The sequence below is a fragment of the Nocardia sp. NPDC004168 genome (assembly GCF_040610355.1).
GTDB classification, from domain to species: domain Bacteria; phylum Actinomycetota; class Actinomycetes; order Mycobacteriales; family Mycobacteriaceae; genus Nocardia; species Nocardia sichangensis.
The window spans coordinates 102,411-122,437 of sequence record NZ_JBEXME010000012.1; the positions used below are offsets into that span (position 1 = coordinate 102,411).

At 68.1% G+C, this 20,027-nt stretch carries 20 protein-coding genes; 9 read left to right on the forward strand and 11 right to left on the reverse strand.

From position 1 onward, the window contains the following. Nucleotides 1-131 precede the first annotated feature (131 nt). Nucleotides 132-1,289, forward strand: coding sequence for a VWA domain-containing protein (locus tag ABZW96_RS22010; RefSeq protein ID WP_355077210.1), 1,158 nt, complete (start codon nt 132-134; stop codon nt 1,287-1,289). Nucleotides 1,290-1,388: 99 nt separating this feature from the next. After that, on the forward strand, nt 1,389-1,730 hold the full coding sequence (locus tag ABZW96_RS22015) for a DUF3626 domain-containing protein (protein WP_355077212.1): 342 nt from the start codon (nt 1,389-1,391) through the stop codon (nt 1,728-1,730). A 26-nt stretch (nt 1,731-1,756) separates the two neighbouring features. Here the strand turns inward: ABZW96_RS22015 and ABZW96_RS22020 are convergent, their stop codons facing one another. After that, nucleotides 1,757-2,533 carry an AraC family transcriptional regulator gene (locus ABZW96_RS22020; RefSeq protein WP_355077213.1) on the reverse strand — a complete coding sequence of 259 codons (777 nt, stop codon included), beginning with the start codon at nt 2,531-2,533 and terminating at the stop codon, nt 1,757-1,759. Between the two features lie 123 nt (nt 2,534-2,656). Here ABZW96_RS22020 and ABZW96_RS22025 point away from each other — a divergent pair, with 123 nt between their 5' ends. Then, nucleotides 2,657-3,094 carry an SRPBCC family protein gene (locus ABZW96_RS22025; protein ID WP_355077215.1) on the forward strand — a complete coding sequence of 146 codons (438 nt, stop codon included), beginning with the start codon at nt 2,657-2,659 and terminating at the stop codon, nt 3,092-3,094. Between the two features lie 4 nt (nt 3,095-3,098). Here the strand turns inward: ABZW96_RS22025 and ABZW96_RS22030 are convergent, their stop codons facing one another. Further along, on the reverse strand, nt 3,099-4,313 hold the full coding sequence (locus tag ABZW96_RS22030) for an MFS transporter (RefSeq protein ID WP_355077217.1): 1,215 nt from the start codon (nt 4,311-4,313) through the stop codon (nt 3,099-3,101). Between the two features lie 154 nt (nt 4,314-4,467). On the opposite strand from ABZW96_RS22030, the gene ABZW96_RS22035 reads away from it, so the two are divergent. Beyond that, entirely contained in the window at nt 4,468-4,620 is a 153-nt protein-coding gene (locus ABZW96_RS22035) for a hypothetical protein (protein ID WP_355077219.1), read from the forward strand. Nucleotides 4,621-4,798: 178 nt separating this feature from the next. Here ABZW96_RS22035 and ABZW96_RS22040 read toward each other — a convergent pair whose 3' ends face one another. From ABZW96_RS22040 to ABZW96_RS22050, 3 genes are all read right to left on the reverse strand, one after another. Then, nucleotides 4,799-5,629: a phosphatase PAP2 family protein gene (locus ABZW96_RS22040; protein WP_355077221.1), complete on the reverse strand. Its 831-nt coding sequence runs from the start codon at nt 5,627-5,629 to the stop codon at nt 4,799-4,801. A gap of 794 nt (nt 5,630-6,423) precedes the next feature. Then, nucleotides 6,424-6,768 carry a hypothetical protein gene (locus ABZW96_RS22045; RefSeq protein ID WP_355077223.1) on the reverse strand — a complete coding sequence of 115 codons (345 nt, stop codon included), beginning with the start codon at nt 6,766-6,768 and terminating at the stop codon, nt 6,424-6,426. Next, the gene (locus ABZW96_RS22050) at nt 6,768-7,139 is read right to left on the reverse strand and encodes a hypothetical protein (protein ID WP_355077224.1); all 372 of its coding nucleotides are present in this window, start codon (nt 7,137-7,139) and stop codon (nt 6,768-6,770) included. Before ABZW96_RS22050 ends, ABZW96_RS22045 begins: the two co-directional genes overlap by 1 nt. Before the next feature lie 227 nt (nt 7,140-7,366). On the opposite strand from ABZW96_RS22050, the gene ABZW96_RS22055 reads away from it, so the two are divergent. The 3 genes from ABZW96_RS22055 to ABZW96_RS22065 are packed head-to-tail and all read left to right on the forward strand — an operon-like array spanning nt 7,367 to nt 8,699. Next, nucleotides 7,367-8,257, forward strand: a complete 891-nt coding sequence (locus ABZW96_RS22055) for a helix-turn-helix transcriptional regulator (RefSeq protein ID WP_355077226.1) — start codon at nt 7,367-7,369, stop codon at nt 8,255-8,257. Beyond that, complete coding sequence (locus ABZW96_RS22060) at nt 8,254-8,442, forward strand: DUF397 domain-containing protein (protein ID WP_355077227.1); 189 nt, start codon at nt 8,254-8,256, stop codon at nt 8,440-8,442. Before ABZW96_RS22055 ends, ABZW96_RS22060 begins: the two co-directional genes overlap by 4 nt. A 47-nt stretch (nt 8,443-8,489) precedes the next feature. Further along, nucleotides 8,490-8,699, forward strand: coding sequence for a DUF397 domain-containing protein (locus tag ABZW96_RS22065; RefSeq protein WP_355077228.1), 210 nt, complete (start codon nt 8,490-8,492; stop codon nt 8,697-8,699). Between the two features lie 75 nt (nt 8,700-8,774). Here ABZW96_RS22065 and ABZW96_RS22070 read toward each other — a convergent pair whose 3' ends face one another. The 6 genes from ABZW96_RS22070 to ABZW96_RS22095 all read right to left on the reverse strand — a co-directional run bounded on the left by ABZW96_RS22070 (nt 8,775) and on the right by ABZW96_RS22095 (nt 16,838). Beyond that, nucleotides 8,775-11,303 (reverse strand): FtsX-like permease family protein, encoded by a 2,529-nt coding sequence (locus tag ABZW96_RS22070; RefSeq protein WP_355077230.1) that lies wholly within the window; start codon nt 11,301-11,303, stop codon nt 8,775-8,777. Nucleotides 11,304-11,337: 34 nt separating this feature from the next. Then, entirely contained in the window at nt 11,338-12,114 is a 777-nt protein-coding gene (locus tag ABZW96_RS22075; protein ID WP_355077231.1) for an ABC transporter ATP-binding protein, read from the reverse strand. 55 nt (nt 12,115-12,169) lie between these two features. Next, the gene (locus ABZW96_RS22080; RefSeq protein ID WP_355077233.1) at nt 12,170-13,090 is read right to left on the reverse strand and encodes a hydroxymethylglutaryl-CoA lyase; all 921 of its coding nucleotides are present in this window, start codon (nt 13,088-13,090) and stop codon (nt 12,170-12,172) included. A 160-nt stretch (nt 13,091-13,250) separates the two neighbouring features. After that, nucleotides 13,251-14,471, reverse strand: coding sequence for a CaiB/BaiF CoA-transferase family protein (locus ABZW96_RS22085; protein ID WP_355077235.1), 1,221 nt, complete (start codon nt 14,469-14,471; stop codon nt 13,251-13,253). Between the two features lie 423 nt (nt 14,472-14,894). Next, complete coding sequence (locus ABZW96_RS22090) at nt 14,895-15,824, reverse strand: TauD/TfdA family dioxygenase (RefSeq protein ID WP_355077237.1); 930 nt, start codon at nt 15,822-15,824, stop codon at nt 14,895-14,897. Between the two features lie 243 nt (nt 15,825-16,067). Beyond that, nucleotides 16,068-16,838: a deoxyribonuclease IV gene (locus ABZW96_RS22095; protein WP_355077239.1), complete on the reverse strand. Its 771-nt coding sequence runs from the start codon at nt 16,836-16,838 to the stop codon at nt 16,068-16,070. Nucleotides 16,839-16,962: 124 nt separating this feature from the next. Between ABZW96_RS22095 and ABZW96_RS22100 the strand changes: the two genes are divergently transcribed. Both ABZW96_RS22100 and ABZW96_RS22105 read left to right on the forward strand, forming a co-directional pair. After that, entirely contained in the window at nt 16,963-18,093 is a 1,131-nt protein-coding gene (locus ABZW96_RS22100) for a serine/threonine-protein kinase (RefSeq protein WP_355077240.1), read from the forward strand. A gap of 125 nt (nt 18,094-18,218) precedes the next feature. Next, nucleotides 18,219-20,027, forward strand: coding sequence for a protein kinase (locus tag ABZW96_RS22105; protein ID WP_355077242.1), 1,809 nt, complete (start codon nt 18,219-18,221; stop codon nt 20,025-20,027).

The window sequence follows — 20,027 nt, forward strand, 5'->3', positions numbered from 1 at the left end:
GCCGGACCCGAAAGCAGCAACGCACCACGACCACGCAGGCCCACTGATGCCGGAACCGGACGCAGTATGAGTGACAAGGCAGCGGGGCGAAGCCGCACCGGCGCTCTCGCCGGTACCGAGGAGGACAAGCCGTGACCGACGAAGCACAATCTCGGCGTTGGCGATTGGTGCTCGGCGCGGCCGCGGAGGAGGGACTGGGCGGGCTGGGCTCCGGCGCCGACGCGGCGATGGACCGGGCGCTGTCGGCGCTGTACAACACCGATGAGGAGACCTCGCCCGGCAAGCGCACCGGTGGTTTGCAGGGCTCGGCGCCGCGCGTGGCCCGCTGGCTCGGCGATATCCGCAGCTACTTCCCGGCCTCCGTCGTCGAGGTCATGCAACGCGACGCCGTGGAGCGGCTCGATCTCACCCAATTGCTGCTGGAGCCGGAACTGCTCGAGGCGGTGGAACCGGACGTGCACCTGGTCGGCACCCTGCTGAGCTTGAACCGGGTGATGCCCGAGACCACCAAGGCCACCGCGCGCATGGTGGTGGAGAAGGTGGTGCGGGAGATCGAGCAGCGGATCGCGGCGCAGACCGTCGCCGCGGTGTCCGGTGCGCTGAACCGCGCCGCCCGGGTCACCCGGCCGAAATTGCGGGATATCGACTGGGACCGCACCATTCGCAAGAACCTCGCCACCTATCTGCCCGAGCATCGCACCGTGGTGCCCGAACGCCTGGTCGGCTACGGCCGCAAGGCTCAGGCGGTCCGGCGGGACGTGGTGCTGGCCATAGACCAGTCCGGTTCGATGGCCGCCAGCGTCGTGTACGCGTCGGTGTTCGGCGCGGTGCTCGCCTCGATGCGGTCGCTGCGCACCTCGCTGGTGGTCTTCGACACCGAGATCGTCGACCTCACCGACAAACTCGACGACCCGGTAGAGGTGCTGTTCGGCACGCAACTGGGCGGCGGCACCGACATCAACCGGGCCCTCGCCTACTGCCAGTCCCTGGTCACCCGCCCGGCCGATACGTTGTTCGTCCTGATCTCCGACCTCTATGAGGGCGGCATCCGCGACGAGATGCTGCGCCGCGTCCGCTCGCTACAGGATTCCGGCGTACAAGTCGTCGTGCTGCTCGCCCTCTCCGACGACGGCGCCCCCGCCTTCGACCACGACAACGCCGCAGCCCTCGCCGCACTGGGCATCCCGGCCTTCGCCTGCACCCCCGACAAGTTCCCGGAACTCTTGGCACTGGCCCTCGACCGCGGCGACGTCCAGTCCTGGGCCCACGCCAACGCCGCCCAGCACTGACGCGAGTCCCTCCGGGGCCTGCCAGGCGGGACGACTTGTGACTGAGCGAGGAGGCCGACGTCCTCGACGCTCTCGACGGCCACATCGAGGCCCACATCCATGGCCCGTTCGACCGATGTGGAGGCATTGGCGCTCGATCCCAGCTACCGCGGTACGGCGGTGCACGAGGCCGCAGACCGGCTCGGATGCCGGGTCGAGCGGCATCCCGGCTTCCTGCTCAGTGTGGACCGCATGCGCTGTCACCCCGACTTCAGCGGGCCGCGGTACGTCGAGTTGGGGACCGCGATCGCGGTCGGCGACCGGCTCGATCCCCGGATCATCGGTGACGCCGCCCGCACCAGTGGTGCCGAGAACACCACCGACCGTGGCGGCCAGGCGCGATGGCTACCGTCGTCCGGGCTGGAAGCGCGAGGCCTGGGAAGGTGCAGCGGCGCAGGCTGATTCCGCGCCCCGTCTCAGCGGCTCGGTCAGGTGGTTTCCGTGAGTAGACGGCGTAGCGCCGTGGGGGTGTGGCCGAGGTGTTCGCGGACGGTGCGGGTCAGGTGTGCCTGGTCGGCGAAACCGAGGTGCGCGGCGAGGTCGGCGAGGCCGGTTTCTCCGTCGGTGAGCCGGTCGATGGTCCGGCCGACCCGTACTCGGTTGCGGTAGCGGGTCAGCGACAGCCCCATGTGCTGCGAGAACACCCGGCTCAGCCGGTACGGCGAGACCTTCAGCGATGCGGCCAGAGATTGCAGGCCCACCGATTCCGGTGCGCCGATGATGATCGCCTCGCGGGCCGCGGTAACCAGCGCCCGGTCGGTGGGCCGCGACCGAGGGATCGGCCATCCGGCGGCGAGTGCGACGAGCCGGACAAGCTCCTCGGTCAACGCGTAGTCGATGTCGCCACCGCGGACGGCGGCGAGAACACGGTGGTGCGCGAGATCGATACGGGCATCGAGGTACACCGCTCGCGGATCGACGGCCCCTTCCCAACGGCCGGGCGCGACGGTCACCACGGTGCAGACGTCGCCGCCGGCGGGATGGGCGAACCGTTCCTCTTCGCCCGGTACGCCCAGGTAGCCGACTGTCGGATCCAGGTCGGCCCGGTCGCCGTCGGACTGTCGCTGGAACCGGCCACGGCACACGAGCACGAGGCGATGGTCGTCGCGGACCTCCGGGTCCGAGAAGTGGGTGTGGTCGGAGCGGCAGTTCACCGTGGTCACGGTGAACTCGGGCCGGGCGGCAACGGTTGTCGTGGACAGCACCTGCGGACCGTACGCCGAGGGTACGACGAAAAACGCCGCGCAAGAATCTTCAAGACCCGCGGCTGGGCCGGCGGGAATGCTGAGACGGCAACCGAATCACCGCCGCCCGACCAGGAGGACCTCATGGCATCCGTTCACAAAGAATTCGACATCCACGCCACGCCCGAGCAGGTATGGGACGCTGTCAGCGATTTCGGCGCGGTGCACGAGCGCCTCGGCCCGGGTCTCGTCGCCGACGCACGGCTCGACGCGGACACCCGTACCGTCACCTTCGCCGACGGCACCGTCGTCGTGGAACGGCTCGTCGACCTCGACCCGGTGAGCCGGCGTATCGCGTACTCCATCGTCGGAGGCAGTCTGCATTCCTCCCATCACCACGCCTCGATGCAGGCGCTGCCCGGCAAGGAAGGCGGGACCCTGGTCGTGTGGCACACCGATGTCCTGCCCGAGGCTCTCACTGTGCCGATAGCCGAGTTCGTCGAACAGGCGTCGGCTGTCATGCGCCGGACCCTGGAGGCAGGGGGATCCCAGGAGCCGGGTGGCAGCGAACTCGCACCGTAGGCGCTCATCGGGCAGGCTGCGTGGCCGCGTGCCGCCGCGGCCGGTCGGCCAGGGTGACCCCGCCCGCCGCGGCCGTGGCGACCGCAGCGAGGGCGACCAGACCGGGCCAGCCGAACCAGCCGACGGCGGCGGCGCCGAATGCGGTTCCCAGGCTGCCTCCGACGAAGTACACAGACATATACGCACTGTTGAAGCGGGCAGGCGCGGACGGGTCGATGGCCAGGACCGTGCTCTGGTTGGCCACCTGGGCCGCGAACAGTCCGGCATCGAAGAGCCCGAGGGAGGCCAGGGTCACCACAGTGTTCGAGAGGGCGACGCCCAGGACAACCGTCGCGACAAGGGCGAGCGCGAGCCCCACCAGGATCACGTTTCGCGGGCCGACCCGGTCGGTCCATCCGCCGGCGATCCGAGTCGCGAGGACACCGGCGAGTCCGGCGCAGGCGTACAGGCCGATCCGTTCGGGTGAATATGAGTACGGAGGCTGCGACAGCGCCACCGCGAGACCTGCCCAGATCGCACAGAACGCGAAGAACCACAGCGCTCCCCGTGCCGCCGCCCGGCGCAGTGCGGCGAAGCGGGCGAAGAGCCCGGGAATCCCGCGCACCGTATCCAGATATCCGGCATACGTGCGACCCCACGCGGTCGGCAGGGTGGACAAGGACACCGCCGCGACCACGACACACGGCACAGCGAATACGAAAAGCATTGCTCGCCAACCGATCACGTCGGCGAGCCAGCCGCCGATGATGCGCCCGGCGAGGATTCCGGCAGATATGCCCGCGGTCACGATACCCAAGACCGTGGCCCGCCGACGACGCTGCGCGAAACGCCCCGCCACCGAACTCAGCTGGGCCCCGACCGCCGACCCCGCCCCGACCAGGCCCATGACGAATCCAAGGGCCCAAGGTGATCCCGCTACCGCACCAGCGGCGGAGGCAACCGCCAGCGCCACGAACTGGGCCGCCACCACGGCCCGTGGCGCGAACCGGTCGACCAGCGGCACGAGCAGAACCAACCCCACCAGATAGCCGACCGGCCCGCACGCCAAAGCGGTGCCGGTCGCCGCCGTAGAGGCGTGCAGTGAACCGGCAACCTCCGCGACGGCCGGTTGCAGTAGGTAGACACTCGCCGTCCCGAGCGCGGCCGCCAGCGCCATGAACCACACGACAGGCGCCCGCAACTCAGCATTCCCGGCATCCGGGATCCGTTCGCTTTCCATTGCATCGACGGTAGGAATCCCGGCATCAGGGTTCCGGCGAGAAATAGACAACACCGTCCCGTTCCCGGCCGCGCATGTATTCGCGACAGCAAGTCGGCGAGGAACGTCCCATGACGGCGCTTTCGCGTTCCGCGATCAAGACGGACGGACCGCGGTGACCTGGACCTATTCGTTCCAGCCCACCGCGGTCCCGTTGCGACCACTGGTATCGGCCCTCGTCGGCCGGACCATGCCCGCGTTCATGCGGGAGACACTCGCCGCGATGAAGAGCGGCGCGGAAGTAGCGGCAACGGATCAGCCGGGGTAACCCCCGGGGAATCCGCCCAACAGGGCGAACACCTGGATGGCAAGCGAAGACAGCAGATCCGCGATGGTCATCGGTTCCATGGCAACTCCTTGTCCGGATGGGCGAACAGGACGGCTCTGCGATCGTACGCGCGACGGAGCGCTTTTCCGGTCAGCGCCGCCGGGTGCGTGATGGACTGTCAGGAGCTGGTCAGCATGGGTTTCGACGAAACGGGACCCATCACGCCCCACGCCGTGGCCGCCGCGGGCACCACGAGGGGATGCAGTACGGCGGCCACCGCGAGCAACATGACAGCGACAATGGTGTCCAGCCAGTAGTGATTGGCGGTACCCACCACCACGAGCGTGGTCAGCGCCGGATGGGCCAAGGCGAGCCAGCGCCACGGTGTGCGAGTCGCGGCGACGACGGCAACACCGAGCAGCAACGCCCAACCGACGTGCAGCGAGGGCATGGCCGCGAACTGATTGGACAGACCGCCGGAATCCGCCGCGCCGTAGACGGATTGGCCGTATCGCACGGCCAGATCGACGAAACCCTGGTCGGGCAGCATGCGCGGCGGCGCGAGCGGGATCAGGATGTGCACCGCGAGCGCGGCTCCCGTCAGCGCCGCCATGAGGTTCCTGGTCCAGCGATAGTGCTCCGGCCGGAACGTCCACAGCCACAGCAGGACTCCGACGGCCACGGTGAAATGCGCGCTGGCGTAGTAGAAGTTGGCCGGAACCGCGAGGAATTCGCGGTTCAGGAACAACGACTGCACCGTCTGCTCGTCCAGCAGGCCGAGCCGGTCTTCGAGTCCGAGCAAGCGGTGTGCGTTGACCAGGGCACGCCCCGTGTCGTCGGCGGTGATCAGACGGCCCGCGCGATAGCCGAGGTAGAGCACGGTGATGAGAAGAAGCTGCCCGACCGCCTCGCCCCCGCGACCGCGCACGGCCGCGCGCACCCGTTCGACGACTCCGCCCGACGCGAGCTCGAGCCCGGCGCCCGGACCCCCGAAGTCCACAGCGACCATCGCGCGGCCTCCTTCCCCGTTGAATCAGGCCGTTTACCGAGAATTAAGTGGAGTGGTAACCTCCGTTTAAACTAGCACTACCGAACGGACAACTTCAGCAAGATGTGACGGGGTATACAGCCGCCCGTCATCAAGTCGAGTTCGCTTGAAGGACAAGCGATCTCGCGATTCCTGCTATCATCGACCGCGCCGCCCGGCACGCGAGATGCATCAGCTGACGACCGACGCGGTGTGGCCACTGACCCCAGCCGTTCGACGCGCGATGCGGCTTGCCGGGATCGGCGGGCGATATGGTCGAACATCGTGCGACCCGCCTCGGTGTTCCAGCGCGCCTGCCTCCTCGCCAGTTGGGACCACATGCTGGACAACGAGTGGTCGGACGGCGAGCCGAATCAGCGGATTCGCCTCTCAGCACCATCTGCCGCCCAATGCGCCGGGGCCTTGCCGATCGAACGATTCACGGCTTCTCATTCCGCCGGTGTGAATCCGGCACAATCCGCCCTGCGGCCACCAGCACATCCCAGGCGGCGCGTTTGCGGGCACACCCGTGTTCCCGGTGCCGCTGCATGGCGACATGAGCTTCGGCTACCGCGAACGGCTCCGGCGGTGCCGTACAGGTCCACGCCGCAGGCCAACGGAACGCCGCCACCTTGCCCGCGGCGGGGAGGCGTCGGTGCGCGACGGAGCGTCGCGGCGAACCGGCCGGCCACAGACAGGCCAACGCGAGGGCGACGCACGATCCGCCGCCGGCAGTCGCGGCGACACCGCACACCAGATCCCACAGGCTCAAAGCATCACACCCCCTCGAGCGGCGGCGCGACCTCCTGCCCTGGCGATAGGACGGACCGATTGAGCATGTCCAGCACTTGCCGCAACGTGGGCGGCGCCACCACGGCGTCGACCGACGCAGGGGCACCGCCGATCGGAGGAAACGGAATATTCCTTTCGGCAGCACGCTCACGCGGACTGAGCGTTTGCGGCACGATCCGGCCACGGACGACAAGCGTGTGAAACGCCGTCCGCTTCCATGCGCAAAGGTCGATGCGGCATGCGTGATGCTCCTGCATGATGCGATGGGCGAGTTCCACATCCGCGTCATCACAGATCACCGGCACGTCCACAACGGTCTCGATACCCATCACGCCCCCTCTACCGCCGCACCGGGCACAGATGGAGCCGAACGCGTCCATTTGCCCTGCGGGCTGACGGTCTCGAGATCGAATCCCCTGTCACAGATCAAGGCCGGTCGGTCATCCACATGCCCGAGATCGAACACGACGATCACTTCCACACCGAACTCCGCCGCGAGACCGAGCGCGTACTCGATCGGACTGTCCACATCGACCGGTGGACGAACGGTGTACACGTAGTGGTATCCCAGGCCGTGCGCATGCTGCCGCACCTCGGCTGCATGCCGTGGGGCATGGATGCCGGACAGGTCATTCCGTATGAAGCCCAACGATTTCGGCCTGCCCCCGATGGGCGGTTCGATTACGTTCGCGTAGGTCATTGATCTCCCTGGATCCTTGCTGTGGCGATTCGTACGGCGTCCGACCGATGTGCGCTGTCTGCTGAGACGCCGCGACGAGCACAGCATGCGCGCGCCACGGATCAGCGAAATTCGGACGGTTCGAGTTGAATTCGACCGAATGCCCACAGTTCGTTCCGGCTCCGACGTACAGTCGCGTCCGCGTTCGATTTCAATTCGTTCCGCTTTTGCAGGGGGTGCACAGAACTATGACCACCGACGACCAACCGTCGACATTGGCCCGACGGCAGCTGGGCCGCTTCCTTCGCGAGGCTAGGGAGGGACGTGGGCTATCGCTCGATAGATCGGCTCATCTCGTAGAACTCAGCAAGACGGCGCTGCAACGCGCCGAGACCGGCGGAGTGAAGAAATTCCGCATCCGCGACATAAAGGCGTTGTGCGAGCTGTACGAGGTCGAGGCCGACGACATCGACCGCGCGGTCGAACTCGCCAAACAGGCGCAAACCGCCTCGTGGTACACAGCGTTCGGCGGACTCTACAGTGACTCGACCTTCAACATGTACGTCGAGCTCGCAGCCTCGGCGCGTCAACTGGTCGCTTACCACGAGATCGTTCTCGGCTTGGTGCAGACACCCGATTACGCTCGAGCACTGATCAGCGCGTTCTACCACGACAGCAGCCCAGAAGACATCGAACGCCGGGTCGAACTGCGTATGAAGCGCCAAACGATCGTGACCCGAAAGGCCGATCCGGTGAAACTCGAACTGCTGCTGCATGAATCGGCGCTGCATCGGGTTATCGGTCATCCTCGTCTGATGGCAGCCCAACTGCACCACTTGGCCGAGATCAGCAAACTTCCGAATATCTCGCTGCGCATCTGCCCGTTCGCGAGCGGCTGCGCCGTGGGCCTCTTGCATGGTCCATTCGTCATTCTCGACTTCGGCACCGACACCAAAGGTCGGCCCGTGGAGCCGTCACTCGTCTACTTGGAAGGGGCCGGAAAGCCGGACCTGTACCTGGAGCACGCCGATGACCTGCGGCGCTACCATGGCATTGCTTCGACCATCCGGAGCACAGCACTGAACGAGACACAATCGCGTGACCTGCTCAGGCGGGTGGCAAGGAGTTACTCAGCGTGAACGCCGACCTATCTGGGGTGACGTGGTTCAAGAGCAGCCATAGCAGCGGGCAGACCGACTGTGTCGAGGTGGCATGGCTTGATGAAGACGGAGTCGGCGTCCGTGACTCGAAGAACCCAACCGGCCCGGCACTGGTGTTCACCTCCGGCGAGTGGGATGCGTTCATCAGCGCGGTTCGGCACTGAACTGAGCGCGTGACCTGCTCAGGCGGGCAGCAAGGGAGTTATGCAGGATGAACATCGACCCCTCCCGGGCGAAATGGTTCAAGAGCACCCGTAGCTCGATGGGCAAGGATTGCGTTGAGGTCGCCTTCCTGGCACAGGGCATGGTCGGGGTTCGTGACAGCAAGAATCCCACCAGTCCCGCCTTGGTGTTCGCTCCGGGTGATTGGGACGCGTTCACCAGCGCTGTCCGTGTCGACGAGTTCACCCGTCCAGCCTGAGCAACTCGAGGACTGTGCTCACGGCACGGCCTCGACCGGCCGTGCGGCGCACAATACTGTGCGCCGCACGGCTTTTCAGAGATCAGCGATCGCGGCCAGTGGTGGTGTGCGCGCCGCTCGCACAGCGGGCCACAGCGCGGCCAGTACTCCGACCACCGCCGAGCTGACCAGGACCAGGACCAGCTGGCTCCAGGGGATGGCGATCTGGTCGAGACCCAAATCCCTTAGCGTGCGCAGGAATCCGACGCCGAGTCCCAGGCCGAGCACCATGCCGACGATCGCGCCGAACACCGCTATCAGCATCGACTCCAGATAGATCGTCCGGCGCACCTGGGCGCGCTGCATGCCGACCGCGCGGAGCATGCCGATCTCCCGGCGGCGCTCCACCACCGACAGCGCCAAAGTATTGACGATGCCCAGGATCGCGATCACCACCGCCAAGGCGAGCAGGCCGTAGAGAATGGCCAGCAGGGTGTTGATCTGCTTGCCCTGCGCTCCCTTGAATTCCTCCCGGTCCTGCACCTGCACCACGACGAATTGCTCGGTGGCCTTCTCCAGGTCGGCGCGCATCGCGCTGGTATTCGCGCCCGGTTGCGCCTTGATCAGCACGAGGAAGTTGGTCCGGAAGTTGAGCGGGACGACCTCGTCGTAGACCGTCTGCGACACCACCATCGGGCCGAGCAGCGGGTTCTTCTTGTACACACCGGTGACGGTGAGCGGCACCTTCTTGCCGTCGACGCTGGTCGGGGTCACCTCTTCGCCGACTTTCCAGCCGCGGTCGTTCGCTTCGTCCTCGGACACGAGCACGTCCCTGGCGCCGAGAGTGTCGCTGCCGCGCACGATCTCGTAGTTCAGCACACCGGTCAGCGGACCGTCCGGTGAGGACGCGAACACCTGATCGCTGCCGAGCTTGAACGCGGCCCCCCGCATTCCGACCACCTGCGCCACGTTCGGCACCTTCATCCGGGCGGCGTCGGCGGCACCGAACGGCACCCCGAGCAATTGCGGGCCCGCCAGCACGTAGTCGGCCCGCACGCCCTTGTCGACCAGCACGCCGACGCTCTCCTTCGCCGAAGCGCCCAGCATGCCGATCGCCGAGACGAGCATCAGACCCAGCGTGAGCGCGAAGGCCGTCGCGGCGGTGCGGCGCGGATTGCGCGACGCGTTGTTGCGCGCCATGCGACCGATCGGCCCGAACGGGCGCACCAGCACGCCGAGCCCGCCGACCAGCGGTCGCGACAACGCGGGCGCGGCCAGCAGCACCGCGAAGATCAACCCGAGCGCGCCGACGCCGACCGTGGCGGCCGCCGTGCCACCGGTGCGCTGCGCGCCCAGCACGACGAGGACCGCGCCGAGCACCGCGAGCACCGCGCCGAAGATCGTGCGCAGGCGCAGCGACTCCCCGATGGACGCGAATTCCTCGCGCATGGCCTGCACGGGCGGGATGCGCGAGGCGCGGCGCGCGGGCGCGTAGGCGCTGACCATCGTCACCGCGAGGCCGACCAGCAGCCCGACCACGACAGTGCGCGGCCGCACCGCCATCGATCCGGTCGGCAAGCCGAGATCGAAGGCGTTGAGCACCGCCGACAATCCGAACGCCAGGGCGACGCCGCCCACGAGGCCGACCACGCTGCCGATCAACCCGATGACGAACGCCTCCGCCACCACCGACGTGCCGACCTGCTGCCTGCTCGCGCCGACCGCGCGCAGCAGCGCGAGCTCCCGCAGGCGTTGCGCGACGATCATCGAGAACGTGTTGTAGATGATGAACGTGCCGACGATCAGCGCGATCGCGCCGAAGGCGAGCAGGAAGTAGTTGATGAAGTTGAGCGCGTTGGAGATTTCCTTCTTCAGGTCGGCACGCACCTGATCGCTGTTCTGCACTTTGTAGCCGGGCAGTGCCTTGGCGAGGTTGTCGCGCAACTCGTCGCCGGGAATGCCGGTGGCCGCCAAGTCGACGTAGGCGACGTGCAGGCCGTCGGTGAACAGCTTGCGCGCCTGCGTGTCGTCGAACAGCACGCCGATGAACCCACCCGTGTCGGAGGGAACCTCGTAGATGCCGGTCAGGGTCACGTCGATCGGATCGGCCTGGGAGGGGATGAGGATCTTGGTGCGGTCACCGATCTTCAGTCCGGCCCGGTCGGCCCCGCCGGTGTTGAGCGCGATCTCGCCGGGCCGGGCGGGCGGGACGCCTTGCAGGAACTTCTCCGGCTCCGCGACGGCCTTCTCCGGCGGCAGGTACGACTTGCCGAACGTCGGCGCCCCGCCGGTCTGCACGGCCTTCTTTCCGGTCGGATCGAGCAGCACCACCGGTCCGTTCACGCTCGGCGCGACCGTGCGGACGCCGGGGTACTTCCCCAGCTCGTCCACCACATTGTTCGGAACGCCTTGCGCCTGACGTTCTTTCGGGCTGACCCGAACGTCGACGTCCTTCGCCTCGTTGGCGAAGATTCCGTCGAATGTGCTCTGCAGGGTGTCGGTGAACACGAACGAACCCGCGATGAACGCGGTGCCGAGCACCACCGACAAGAGGGTCAGCGCCAGCCGCACCTTGTGCGCCGCTAGATTGCGCAGCGCGACCTTGCGCATCGGACTTCCAGCCATTACGCCCGCCCCCGAATCTTCCGCGAACGCCCGGTCACGCCTGCTCCAACGCTTTCATCCGGTCGAGCACGGTGTCGGCGGTCGGATCGCGCATCTCGTCGACGATGCGTCCGTCGGCGAGGAACACCACCCGGTCGGCGAACCCGGCCGCGTGCGGTTCGTGGGTGACGATGACGACCGTCTGCCCGAACTCGTCCACCGCCGCGCGCAGGATCGACAACACCTCCTCCGAGGAGCGCGAGTCCAGGTTGCCGGTCGGTTCGTCGCCGAAGATTATGTCCGGCTTACCCACGAGCGCGCGGGCGCAGGCCACCCGCTGCTGCTGTCCGCCGGACAACTCGCTGGGGCGGTGGGTCAGCCGACCGACCAACCCGAGCCGCCGCACCACGGTCTCCAGCCATTCGCGATCGGGTGTTCGCCCCGCGATGTCCAGCGGCAATGTGATGTTCTCCAGCGCCGTCAACGTCGGCACCAGGTTGAACGCCTGGAAGACGAAACCGATGCGGTCGCGGCGCAAGCGCGTCATCTGCTTGTCGGACAGCGAGGTCAGGTCGGTGTCACCGATGCGGACGGCGCCCGAGCTGGCACTGTCCAGGCCGGCCAGACAGTGCATGAGCGTCGACTTGCCCGACCCGGAGGGACCCATGATCGCGGTGAACTCGCCCTTCGCGAACTCGGCCGACACCCCGTCCAATGCCCTGACCTGGGTGTCGCCCGATCCGTAGACCTTGGTCAGTTCGATAGCGTGGGCCGCGACATCGGTCGATGCCGCCAGGTCGGCGGTGTCGGCGCCCAAGGCTTGCGAAGTCATGTCGTCCAGTCTTACCGGCATCGCCGCCGCACGCCATCAGGGAACACCCTGTGTTTCAGGCCTCACCTACGACCCACTCGAAGGCGGACGCTTTGGATCGGGCGCCTTCGAGGGTGCGGGAGCGGTTGGGTTCGCCGAGTTCGGACAGCAGGTCCTCCGACAGGTTGACCAGAGCGGCCAGGGCGGTTGGGGTGAACCAGTCCGGCCTGGTGGCGAACAGGATGTCCTCGGAGGCGGTGTTTCCGCTGGCACCCGGCGCGAAGGGGCAGCCGCCGAGGCCGCCGAGCGCGCCGTCGACCATGTCCGCGCCGGCCGCGACCGCGGCGAGGGTGTTGGCCACGCCCATGCCCCAGGTGTCGTGACCGTGGAAGACGACGCGCCGGGGAGGCGTCCGGTCCCGCACCGCCGCGACCAGCGCGGACACCTCACCGGGGTGGGCCTGTCCGAGCGTGTCGGCCAGGACGATGTCGTCCGCGCCCTCGGTGCGCGGGTCGCGGGCGATGGCCAGTACCCGTTCCGGGTCGACCGGGCCGTCGAACGGGCAGGTGAACGCCGTCGCCAGGCAGAGCTGGATCGACCCGTCCACCTCACGGGCCAGGCGCACCGCGTCCGGCATGGCGGCGACGCTGGCCTCGGTGTCGCGTCCGATGTTCGCCCGGTTGTGCGCGTCGGAGACCGAGAAGCAGTACTGGAAATTCCGCACTCCCGCCGCGGCGGCCTTCTCCACATGGCGCGGCGTCGCCACCCATACCCAGCAGCGGCGCAGTTCCTCCGGTGTCAACGCGGCGACCAGCTCCATGGTGTTCGCCATCGGCGCGACCAGGTCCGGGCGCGCCATCGAGCCGATCTCCAGCGCGGGCACCCCCAGCGCGAGCAGGCGGCGCACGATGTCCACCTTGCGCTGCACCGGCAGCAGCTTGCCGGTCAGCTGCAGTCCGTCGCGCAACGTGACATCGCGCAGCACCGGCGCGGTCATCGCTGCTCCCGCGCCCGGTGGTGGCCGCACATCACGCCGCCCCATGGTTTCTCGCCCGCCCCGGTCGGATTCGGCTGCACCGTGGGCCTGCTGGTGCCCGGCGAGCGCGGTTCCCTCGCGTCGCGCCCCTTCGGACGCCTCCGGTCGTGTGGCCGCGTGCTCATCGCGCCTCCAACGCATCGATCTCGGCTTCGCTCATGCCGAGCAGGCCGGACAGCACCTCTCGGGTGTGCTCACCCAAGTCGGGTCCGACGCTGCGGATGGGCAAGGACTGTTCGCCGATCACCGGGACGATGCCGGGGAAGCCGACAGCCTTGGGCTCCGGCGCGCCGACGTCCACGGTGAACGACTGGATCATGTTGCGCGCCCGGTACTGCTCGTCGGCCACGATGTCGGCCGCGGTGTAGATCGGGCCGCACGGAATAGCGGCGGCGTCCAGCAGCTTCAGCGCCTCGTCGCGGGTATGCCGAACCGTCCACTCGCCGATCGCCGCGTCCAGCCGCTCGCGATTGCGCCAACGGCCCGCGTTGTCCTGCAGGTCCGGATCGGCGGCCAGGTCCGGCCGATCGATGACCGCCATGTAGCGCTGGAAGATGGCGTCGCCGTTGCCGCCGATGATGATGCTGGTGCCGTCCGCGCACGGGTAGGCGTTGCTCGGCGCGATGCCCTCCATCCGGCCGCCGACGCGTTCGCGCTGGATGCCGTAGGCGAGATAGTCCGGCACCAGCGATTCCATCACCGACAGGATCGCCTCGTTCAGCGCCACGTCGATCACGCGCTCCCGCAACGGGACCGGCGTCTCCGACTCGGCGCGGCGCTCGCGCTGGAACAGCGCCATCACGGTGCCGAACGCGGCGTAGATACCCGCGATGGAGTCGCCGATCGAGACGCCGGTGCGCACGGGTGGACGGTCCGGATCGCCCACCAGTTCGCGCAGTCCGCCGACCGCCTCGGCCACCGCGGCGAACCCGGGACGCTCCGACAGCGGGCCGGTCTGCCCGTAAGCGGAGATCCGGGTGATCACCAGGTCCGGATTCGCCTCGTTCAGCACCTCCGGCCCGAGACCCCACTTCTCCAGCATGCCGGGCCGAAAATTCTCCAGCAGCACGTCACAGCGCCGGATCAGGTCGAGGACGATCCCGCGCCCCGCCTCGGTGCGCAGATCCAGCGTGATCGACTTCTTGTTCCGGTTGATCGTCCGGTAGAGCATCGAGGTGTCGCCGCCGTAGAGCCGCCAGTTGCGCAGCTCGTCGCCCGCTTTCGGGCGTTCCACCTTGATCACCTCGGCACCGAAGTCGCCGAGGATGCGCCCGGCGGTCGGCGCGGCGATGTAATTGCCGAGCTCCAGGACGCGCACCCCGTCCAGCGGCCGAATACTCATGGCAACCAGTATGGGCTGTGTTGGTTTTTGCAGCGCCTGCGGCGCTGCGTGTTCACGGCCCCGAGAAGTCTCGCGCCCGAGCGACCGAGACTCGCGACTGCGTCGCATGCGCTTCGGTCACTCGGCCGCGAGACGGGCCGCGAACGGCGCTCGTAAGACTCGCACCCGGCGGGGCTGGGTCGGTTTCGGGCGTCCCGCGATTGTCGAGGCAACCTCCGGTGCCGGGGGCAATACCCGTGATAACCCTGCGACCGCCGGGCCAGTCGACCGAAGCCGCGGTTCGCGGTCAGGTCACTTACGGCATTTCGTAGCCCGACCTGCATATATGGCAGGCCGGACTCCTCGGCGACGGCTCACAGCGACCCGAAGACACCGCATGGCCCCTCAACAGCCGGAGGCCCGGCAACCATGCGGGGTCCGCGTTCAGGACGCGAGCAGCTGGGTGTCCTCGACGATCGAGTAGTGCTCGGCGTTGCCCGCGATGATGGTGCTCGTCGAGCCGTCGACGCCGACCGGGACATCGCCGGCCAGGGTGATGCGGGTCAGTTTGCGTGGCTGGTCGTCGTAGTCGTCGATGGCGTAGTGCTGGGTGGCGCGGTTGTCCCAGATGGCGACGTCGCCCGGCTCCCAGTTCCAGCGGGCGGTGTTCTCCAGGCGGGTCACCCGGTCCTGGAACAGCCGGAACAGCGCGTGCGACTCCGTGCTGGACAGCCCGACGAAATGCTTGACGAAATGGCCGAGCAGCAACGCCCGCTCCCCGGTCTCGGGGTGCACGCGCACCACCGGGTGCTCGGTCTCGTAGTAGGTGGACTCGAACTCGGCGCGGTAGGCGGCCGTGTTGGGACGCGGCGTCTCCTCGGCGCGGGCGTAGTCGTAGACGTTGGTGTGCACGGCGCGCAGGGATTCGGCGAGCCGCTTGAGCGGCTCCGGCAGCGACTCGTAGGCCGCGACGGTGGACGCCCAGGTGGTCGCGCCGCCGTAGGACGGCAGGTGCACCGCGCGCAGGATGGACGCCTTCGGGATGCGGTCGACGAAGGTGACGTCGGTGTGCCAGCTGTTGGCGCGGCCGTGCTCGGAATCGATCGCCAGGCTCTTCACACCATGCGAGGTGACCGTCGGGTGCGGGGTGGTCGGCGAGCCGAGCAGCTGGGCGAACTCGTACTGCCCGTCCTCGGTGAGGTGGTCCTGACCGCGGAAGAAGATGACCTTGTGCTCCAGCAGCGCGCGACGGATCACGTCGATGGTGGCCGGATCCAGGTCTCCGCCGAGCCGGACGTTGTCGATTCGCGCGCCGATACGAGCGCCGAGCCTGGTCACCGAGGCTGTGGATGGGGTGGCGGGTGCGACCGTCATGAGATCACCTTCGCTGTCGAGATCGGTTACTGCTCCGGAGAGCAGACCACCCAAACGACCCCTCTGACCAGGGTTTTCGTCGCACTGATCGCAAACGGCGCGCAGGCACCACCACTTCGGCCCACCGAGCGCGAGCCCGAACCGGACACCGCCCAGCTCCATTCCGTTCTGCCGGGCGCTGCCCAAACATCGCCGGGACAACCGAGCTGACCCAGCCCCGCCGGGTGCGAGTCTTACTGCAAATCAGACACAGTGCTCGCGCAAGTACGCCAAGTCCTCCGCGAGGCCGTCCGCCGGAGTCTCCAGGACGACCGGCGCGTCCGCCGTGCGGCACACCTCGGCGAGCAATTGCGGGTCGATGGTGCCGTCGGCGAAGTTGGCGTGCCGGTCGGCGCCGGAGTCGAATTCGTCGCGCGAGGAGTTCAAGTGGACCAGGTCGATCCGGCCGGTGATCGCCTTGATCCGATCGACGACGCCGATCAGCTCCTCGCCGCCCGCCCAGGCGTGGCAGGTGTCCAGGCAGAATCCGGCGCCGTACTCGCCTACCGCGTCCCACAGCCGGGCGATGGAATCGAAATGCCTGGCCATGGCGTGATTGCCGCCCGCGGTGTTCTCGATCAGGATCGGCACCGCGAAGCCGCCTTTGTCCTGCTGACGCTCGAACAGTTTGCGCCAGTTGTCGATTCCGGTCTCCAACTCGGCGTCGGAACGCACATGCCCGCCGTGCACCACCAGACCGAACGCGCCGAGTTCGGCGGCCGCCTTCGCCTGCTGGGCCACCGCGTTGCGCGAGGGCATGCGCAGGCGGTTGTTCAGGCTGGCGACGTTGATCTGATAGGAGGAGTGGACCACGACCTCGATCGGGCTGGCGAGAATCTCCTCGGTCCGCGGATGCGGAGTGGGTTTGTCCCAGCTCTGCGGATCGACCACGAACATCTGGATGACGTCGGCGCCGAGTTTCTCCCCGAAGCCGATCGGGTCGCTGTCGAGCCGGACGTGTGCTCCAATGCGCATGCGGGTCACAGTACTGGCTGCTACCGACGACAATCGAGGTTGCGCCGCGAGGTGTTGCATCCCGATGGCTCATCGAGATACATGGGTAGTGTCCGCGCGCTCGACTCGACAAGGGGGTGTACAGGTGTTGCAGACCGGCGAGATCTTCGCGGGCTACGTCATCAAACGCGTCCTCGGCCATGGCGGCATGGGCACGGTGTACCTGGCCCAGCATCCTCGGCTGCCCCGCCTGACGGCGTTGAAGCTGCTCAAACGCGAACTGTACGCCGACACCGACATCCGCCGCCGCTTCGAACGCGAGGCCGATCTGGTGGCACGGCTCGATCACCCGAACATCGTCACGGTGTTCGATCGAGGCGCCGAGGACCGGCAGCTGTGGATCTCGATGCAGTACGTGCCCGGCGCGGACGCCTCCTGCGCGGACGTCGACGTGCTCGCTCCGTGGCGCGCGGTGCAGATCGCGGCCGACACCGCCGCGGCGCTGGATTTCGCGCACGCGAACCAGGTGCTGCACCGCGATGTGAAACCGGCCAACATCCTGCTGGCCAAGGCGCCGATCGGTCAACCGGAGCGGGTGCTGCTCACCGATTTCGGGATCGCGGGCATCCGCGGCGCGGAGAGCACGATCGGCTCGTCCGGCACGATCACCGCGACACTCGCCTTCGGCGCCCCGGAACAGCTGATCGGCAGGCCGCTGGACGACCGCGCCGATCAGTATTCGCTGGCGTGCACACTGTTCTGGATGCTCACGGGGGCGCCGCCGTATCCCGGCGCCAACCCGGCGGCGGTGGTGAACAGCCATCTGTACGCACCGATCCCGGTGCTCAGCCGCGCACGTCCCGGTTTGCCGCCCGCGCTGGATCCGGTGCTGGCTCGTGCGATGGCCAAGCGGCCAGAGGATCGTTTCAACAGTTGCGCCGAGTTCGCCGCCGCCGCGAAATCCGCGCTGGCCGAACAGCGGGCCGGGCATCGGACGGCGCCGCACGGCATTCATCCCGACGGGTATCCGACCGCGCCGACGTACCACGCGGCCGCGCCGCAGCACCGACCGAGGCCGCGGGAAACCCCTCGACCGTCCCCGAGTTTCCTGCCGCCGCGCCGCCCGGCGCATCCCGGCCTGATCGAGTTGCCGAACTTGCCCATGCGCCCGGGCTCGGCGGTGCGACCGCACCAGCAACCTCCGGACGCTCGGCCTCCGCCGGGCGGTCCGACGCATGTCGATCGCCCGCGCCGCACCACGCTCGACGAGCGATAGGTGAGGCGCGATTACTGCTATGGTTTCGATGTTTTCCGTGGTCGGGCCCATCTCCGGCCACGCGTTCTTTTGCTGTACGCCTGTTCGCCGGTGGGTCCCGGCGGGCGGCGGGAAGTGGAGCAGTCATGCTGGCCAGCGGTGACGTTTTCGCCGGCTATGTCATCGAGCGGCAACTCGGCCGCGGTGGCATGGGCTCGGTATATCTGGCGAAACATCCGCGGCTGCCGCGGATGACCGCGCTGAAGCTGCTGAATCGGGAGATGTTCTTCGACAAGGAGGTGCGGGCGCGGTTCGAACGGGAGGCGGATCTGGTCGCCCAGCTCGATCACCCGAACATCGTCACGGTCTACGACCGCGGGCTCGAGGACGAGCAGCTGTGGATTTCGATGCAGTACGTCGACGGCATCGACGCCGCATCGGTGGAGCCGAAGTCGCTGCCGCCCGTACGCGCGGTGCAGATCATCAAGGAGACCGCCGACGCGCTGGACTACGCGCACGGCAACGGGGTGCTGCACCGCGACGTGAAACCAGCCAACATCCTGCTGGCCCGCTCCGGCGCCGGTCGCGGTGAGCGGGTGTATCTCACCGACTTCGGCATCGCGCGGCTGCGCGACGACACCGGCCACCTCACCCAGACCGGCACCTTCACGGCAACGCTGGCCTACGCCTCGCCCGAGCAGCTCACCGGCGCGTCGCTCGACCACCGTTCCGATCAGTATTCGCTGGCCTGCTCGCTGTTCTGGTTGTTCACCGGCACCGGCCCGTTCTCCGCGACGAACCCCGCCGCGGTCATCCAAGGGCATCTGCAGGGCACGCCGCCCGCGCTGAGCGGCGTCCGGCCGGGCCTGCCCTTCGCGCTGGACGGCGTGCTGGCCAAGGCGATGGCCAAGCGACCCGACGACAGGTACGGCAGTTGCGCGGAATTCGCCGCGGCCGCCAAGCAGGCGCTGACCGGTTCCAGCGCGCCGTCGATGCCGGTGGTGGGCGGTCCCCGCCCGGTCACCGGGCCGCAGCACCCCACCGCGGGCCCGCGCCCGGCCACCGGGCCGCAGATCCCCACCACGGGATCGCCGTATCCGGCTGCGCAAGGTCACTACGTCAGCGGCCCTGGCCACCAGGTGCACACCCCGCAAACCAGCGGGCCGAACGCGCTCGCCTCGGCGTCGCCCGCGACTCCGCCGCCCGCGCCGGTGGTGAACTCGCGGCCGCACACCGGTCCCGCGCCCCAGCCGACGGCCGCCAACCCGTATCCCCAGCAGCAGGCCGGGTTTTCCACCTTCGCCCCGCCGCACGGCGCGCACGTGCACCACTCGGCCGCGCCGCCGCCCAAGAAGAACACCGGCCTGATCATCGGCCTGGTGGTGGGCGTGGTCGTGTTGATCGTGGTGGTGCTCGGCATCATCGGCGCCGTCTCCGATTCGGGCTCGAGCAACGCGGGCACGACGACCACATCAGCGGTGAAGCCGAATCTCGTCGACGCGACCCCGGAGTCGGTCAGCGCGGAGTTCCCCCGGATGGTGCCCGCCTCCAAGTCCGAGGAGGTCGGATACAACGGCGCCGAATGCTGGCTGGCCTCGCCGAGCTCGCCGCCTTCGCCGTCCAAGGGCGAACCGGACTTCGGTGACTGGGCCGCGCAGTGGCGCTGCTTCAAGGGCGGCAACAACGAGGATCCGTACTACCGGATCTACGTCTACAAGGCCCCCGCCGATGTGCAGGCGGTGCTGAAGGGCCTGCCCTCGTCGGCCGCCAAGTCCACCGACACCAACGGCGGAAAGTCCTACACCAATTACAAGTACGTCGACGACGGCGCCAAGATGGTCACCGCGTTCACCGGCGATCCCGATCGGACCCAGTACCTCATGTACACCGACGGCTTCTCCCACACCACCGTCGACGAGCTGCTGCGCTGGTGGCGCTCGGCTCCGCTGAACTGA

What these genes read in the sequence shown, in the direction of transcription:
- ABZW96_RS22075 (WP_355077231.1), bottom strand. Translation starts at nt 12,114, where the DNA reads ATGACTTCGCAAGCCTTGGGCGCCGACACCGCCGACCTGGCGGCATCG.
- ABZW96_RS22105 (WP_355077242.1), top strand. Translation starts at nt 18,219, where the DNA reads ATGCTGGCCAGCGGTGACGTTTTCGCCGGCTATGTCATCGAGCGGCAA.
- ABZW96_RS22030 (WP_355077217.1), bottom strand. Translation starts at nt 4,313, where the DNA reads ATGGAAAGCGAACGGATCCCGGATGCCGGGAATGCTGAGTTGCGGGCG.
- ABZW96_RS22095 (WP_355077239.1), bottom strand. Translation starts at nt 16,838, where the DNA reads ATGCGCATTGGAGCACACGTCCGGCTCGACAGCGACCCGATCGGCTTC.
- ABZW96_RS22040 (WP_355077221.1), bottom strand. Translation starts at nt 5,629, where the DNA reads ATGGTCGCTGTGGACTTCGGGGGTCCGGGCGCCGGGCTCGAGCTCGCG.
- ABZW96_RS22090 (WP_355077237.1), bottom strand. Translation starts at nt 15,824, where the DNA reads ATGACGGTCGCACCCGCCACCCCATCCACAGCCTCGGTGACCAGGCTC.
- ABZW96_RS22065 (WP_355077228.1), top strand. Translation starts at nt 8,490, where the DNA reads ATGAACATCGACCCCTCCCGGGCGAAATGGTTCAAGAGCACCCGTAGC.
- ABZW96_RS22085 (WP_355077235.1), bottom strand. Translation starts at nt 14,471, where the DNA reads ATGAGTATTCGGCCGCTGGACGGGGTGCGCGTCCTGGAGCTCGGCAAT.
- ABZW96_RS22070 (WP_355077230.1), bottom strand. Translation starts at nt 11,303, where the DNA reads ATGGCTGGAAGTCCGATGCGCAAGGTCGCGCTGCGCAATCTAGCGGCG.
- ABZW96_RS22080 (WP_355077233.1), bottom strand. Translation starts at nt 13,090, where the DNA reads ATGACCGCGCCGGTGCTGCGCGATGTCACGTTGCGCGACGGACTGCAG.
- ABZW96_RS22025 (WP_355077215.1), top strand. Translation starts at nt 2,657, where the DNA reads ATGGCATCCGTTCACAAAGAATTCGACATCCACGCCACGCCCGAGCAG.
- ABZW96_RS22050 (WP_355077224.1), bottom strand. Translation starts at nt 7,139, where the DNA reads ATGACCTACGCGAACGTAATCGAACCGCCCATCGGGGGCAGGCCGAAA.
- ABZW96_RS22045 (WP_355077223.1), bottom strand. Translation starts at nt 6,768, where the DNA reads ATGGGTATCGAGACCGTTGTGGACGTGCCGGTGATCTGTGATGACGCG.
- ABZW96_RS22055 (WP_355077226.1), top strand. Translation starts at nt 7,367, where the DNA reads ATGACCACCGACGACCAACCGTCGACATTGGCCCGACGGCAGCTGGGC.
- ABZW96_RS22015 (WP_355077212.1), top strand. Translation starts at nt 1,389, where the DNA reads ATGGCCCGTTCGACCGATGTGGAGGCATTGGCGCTCGATCCCAGCTAC.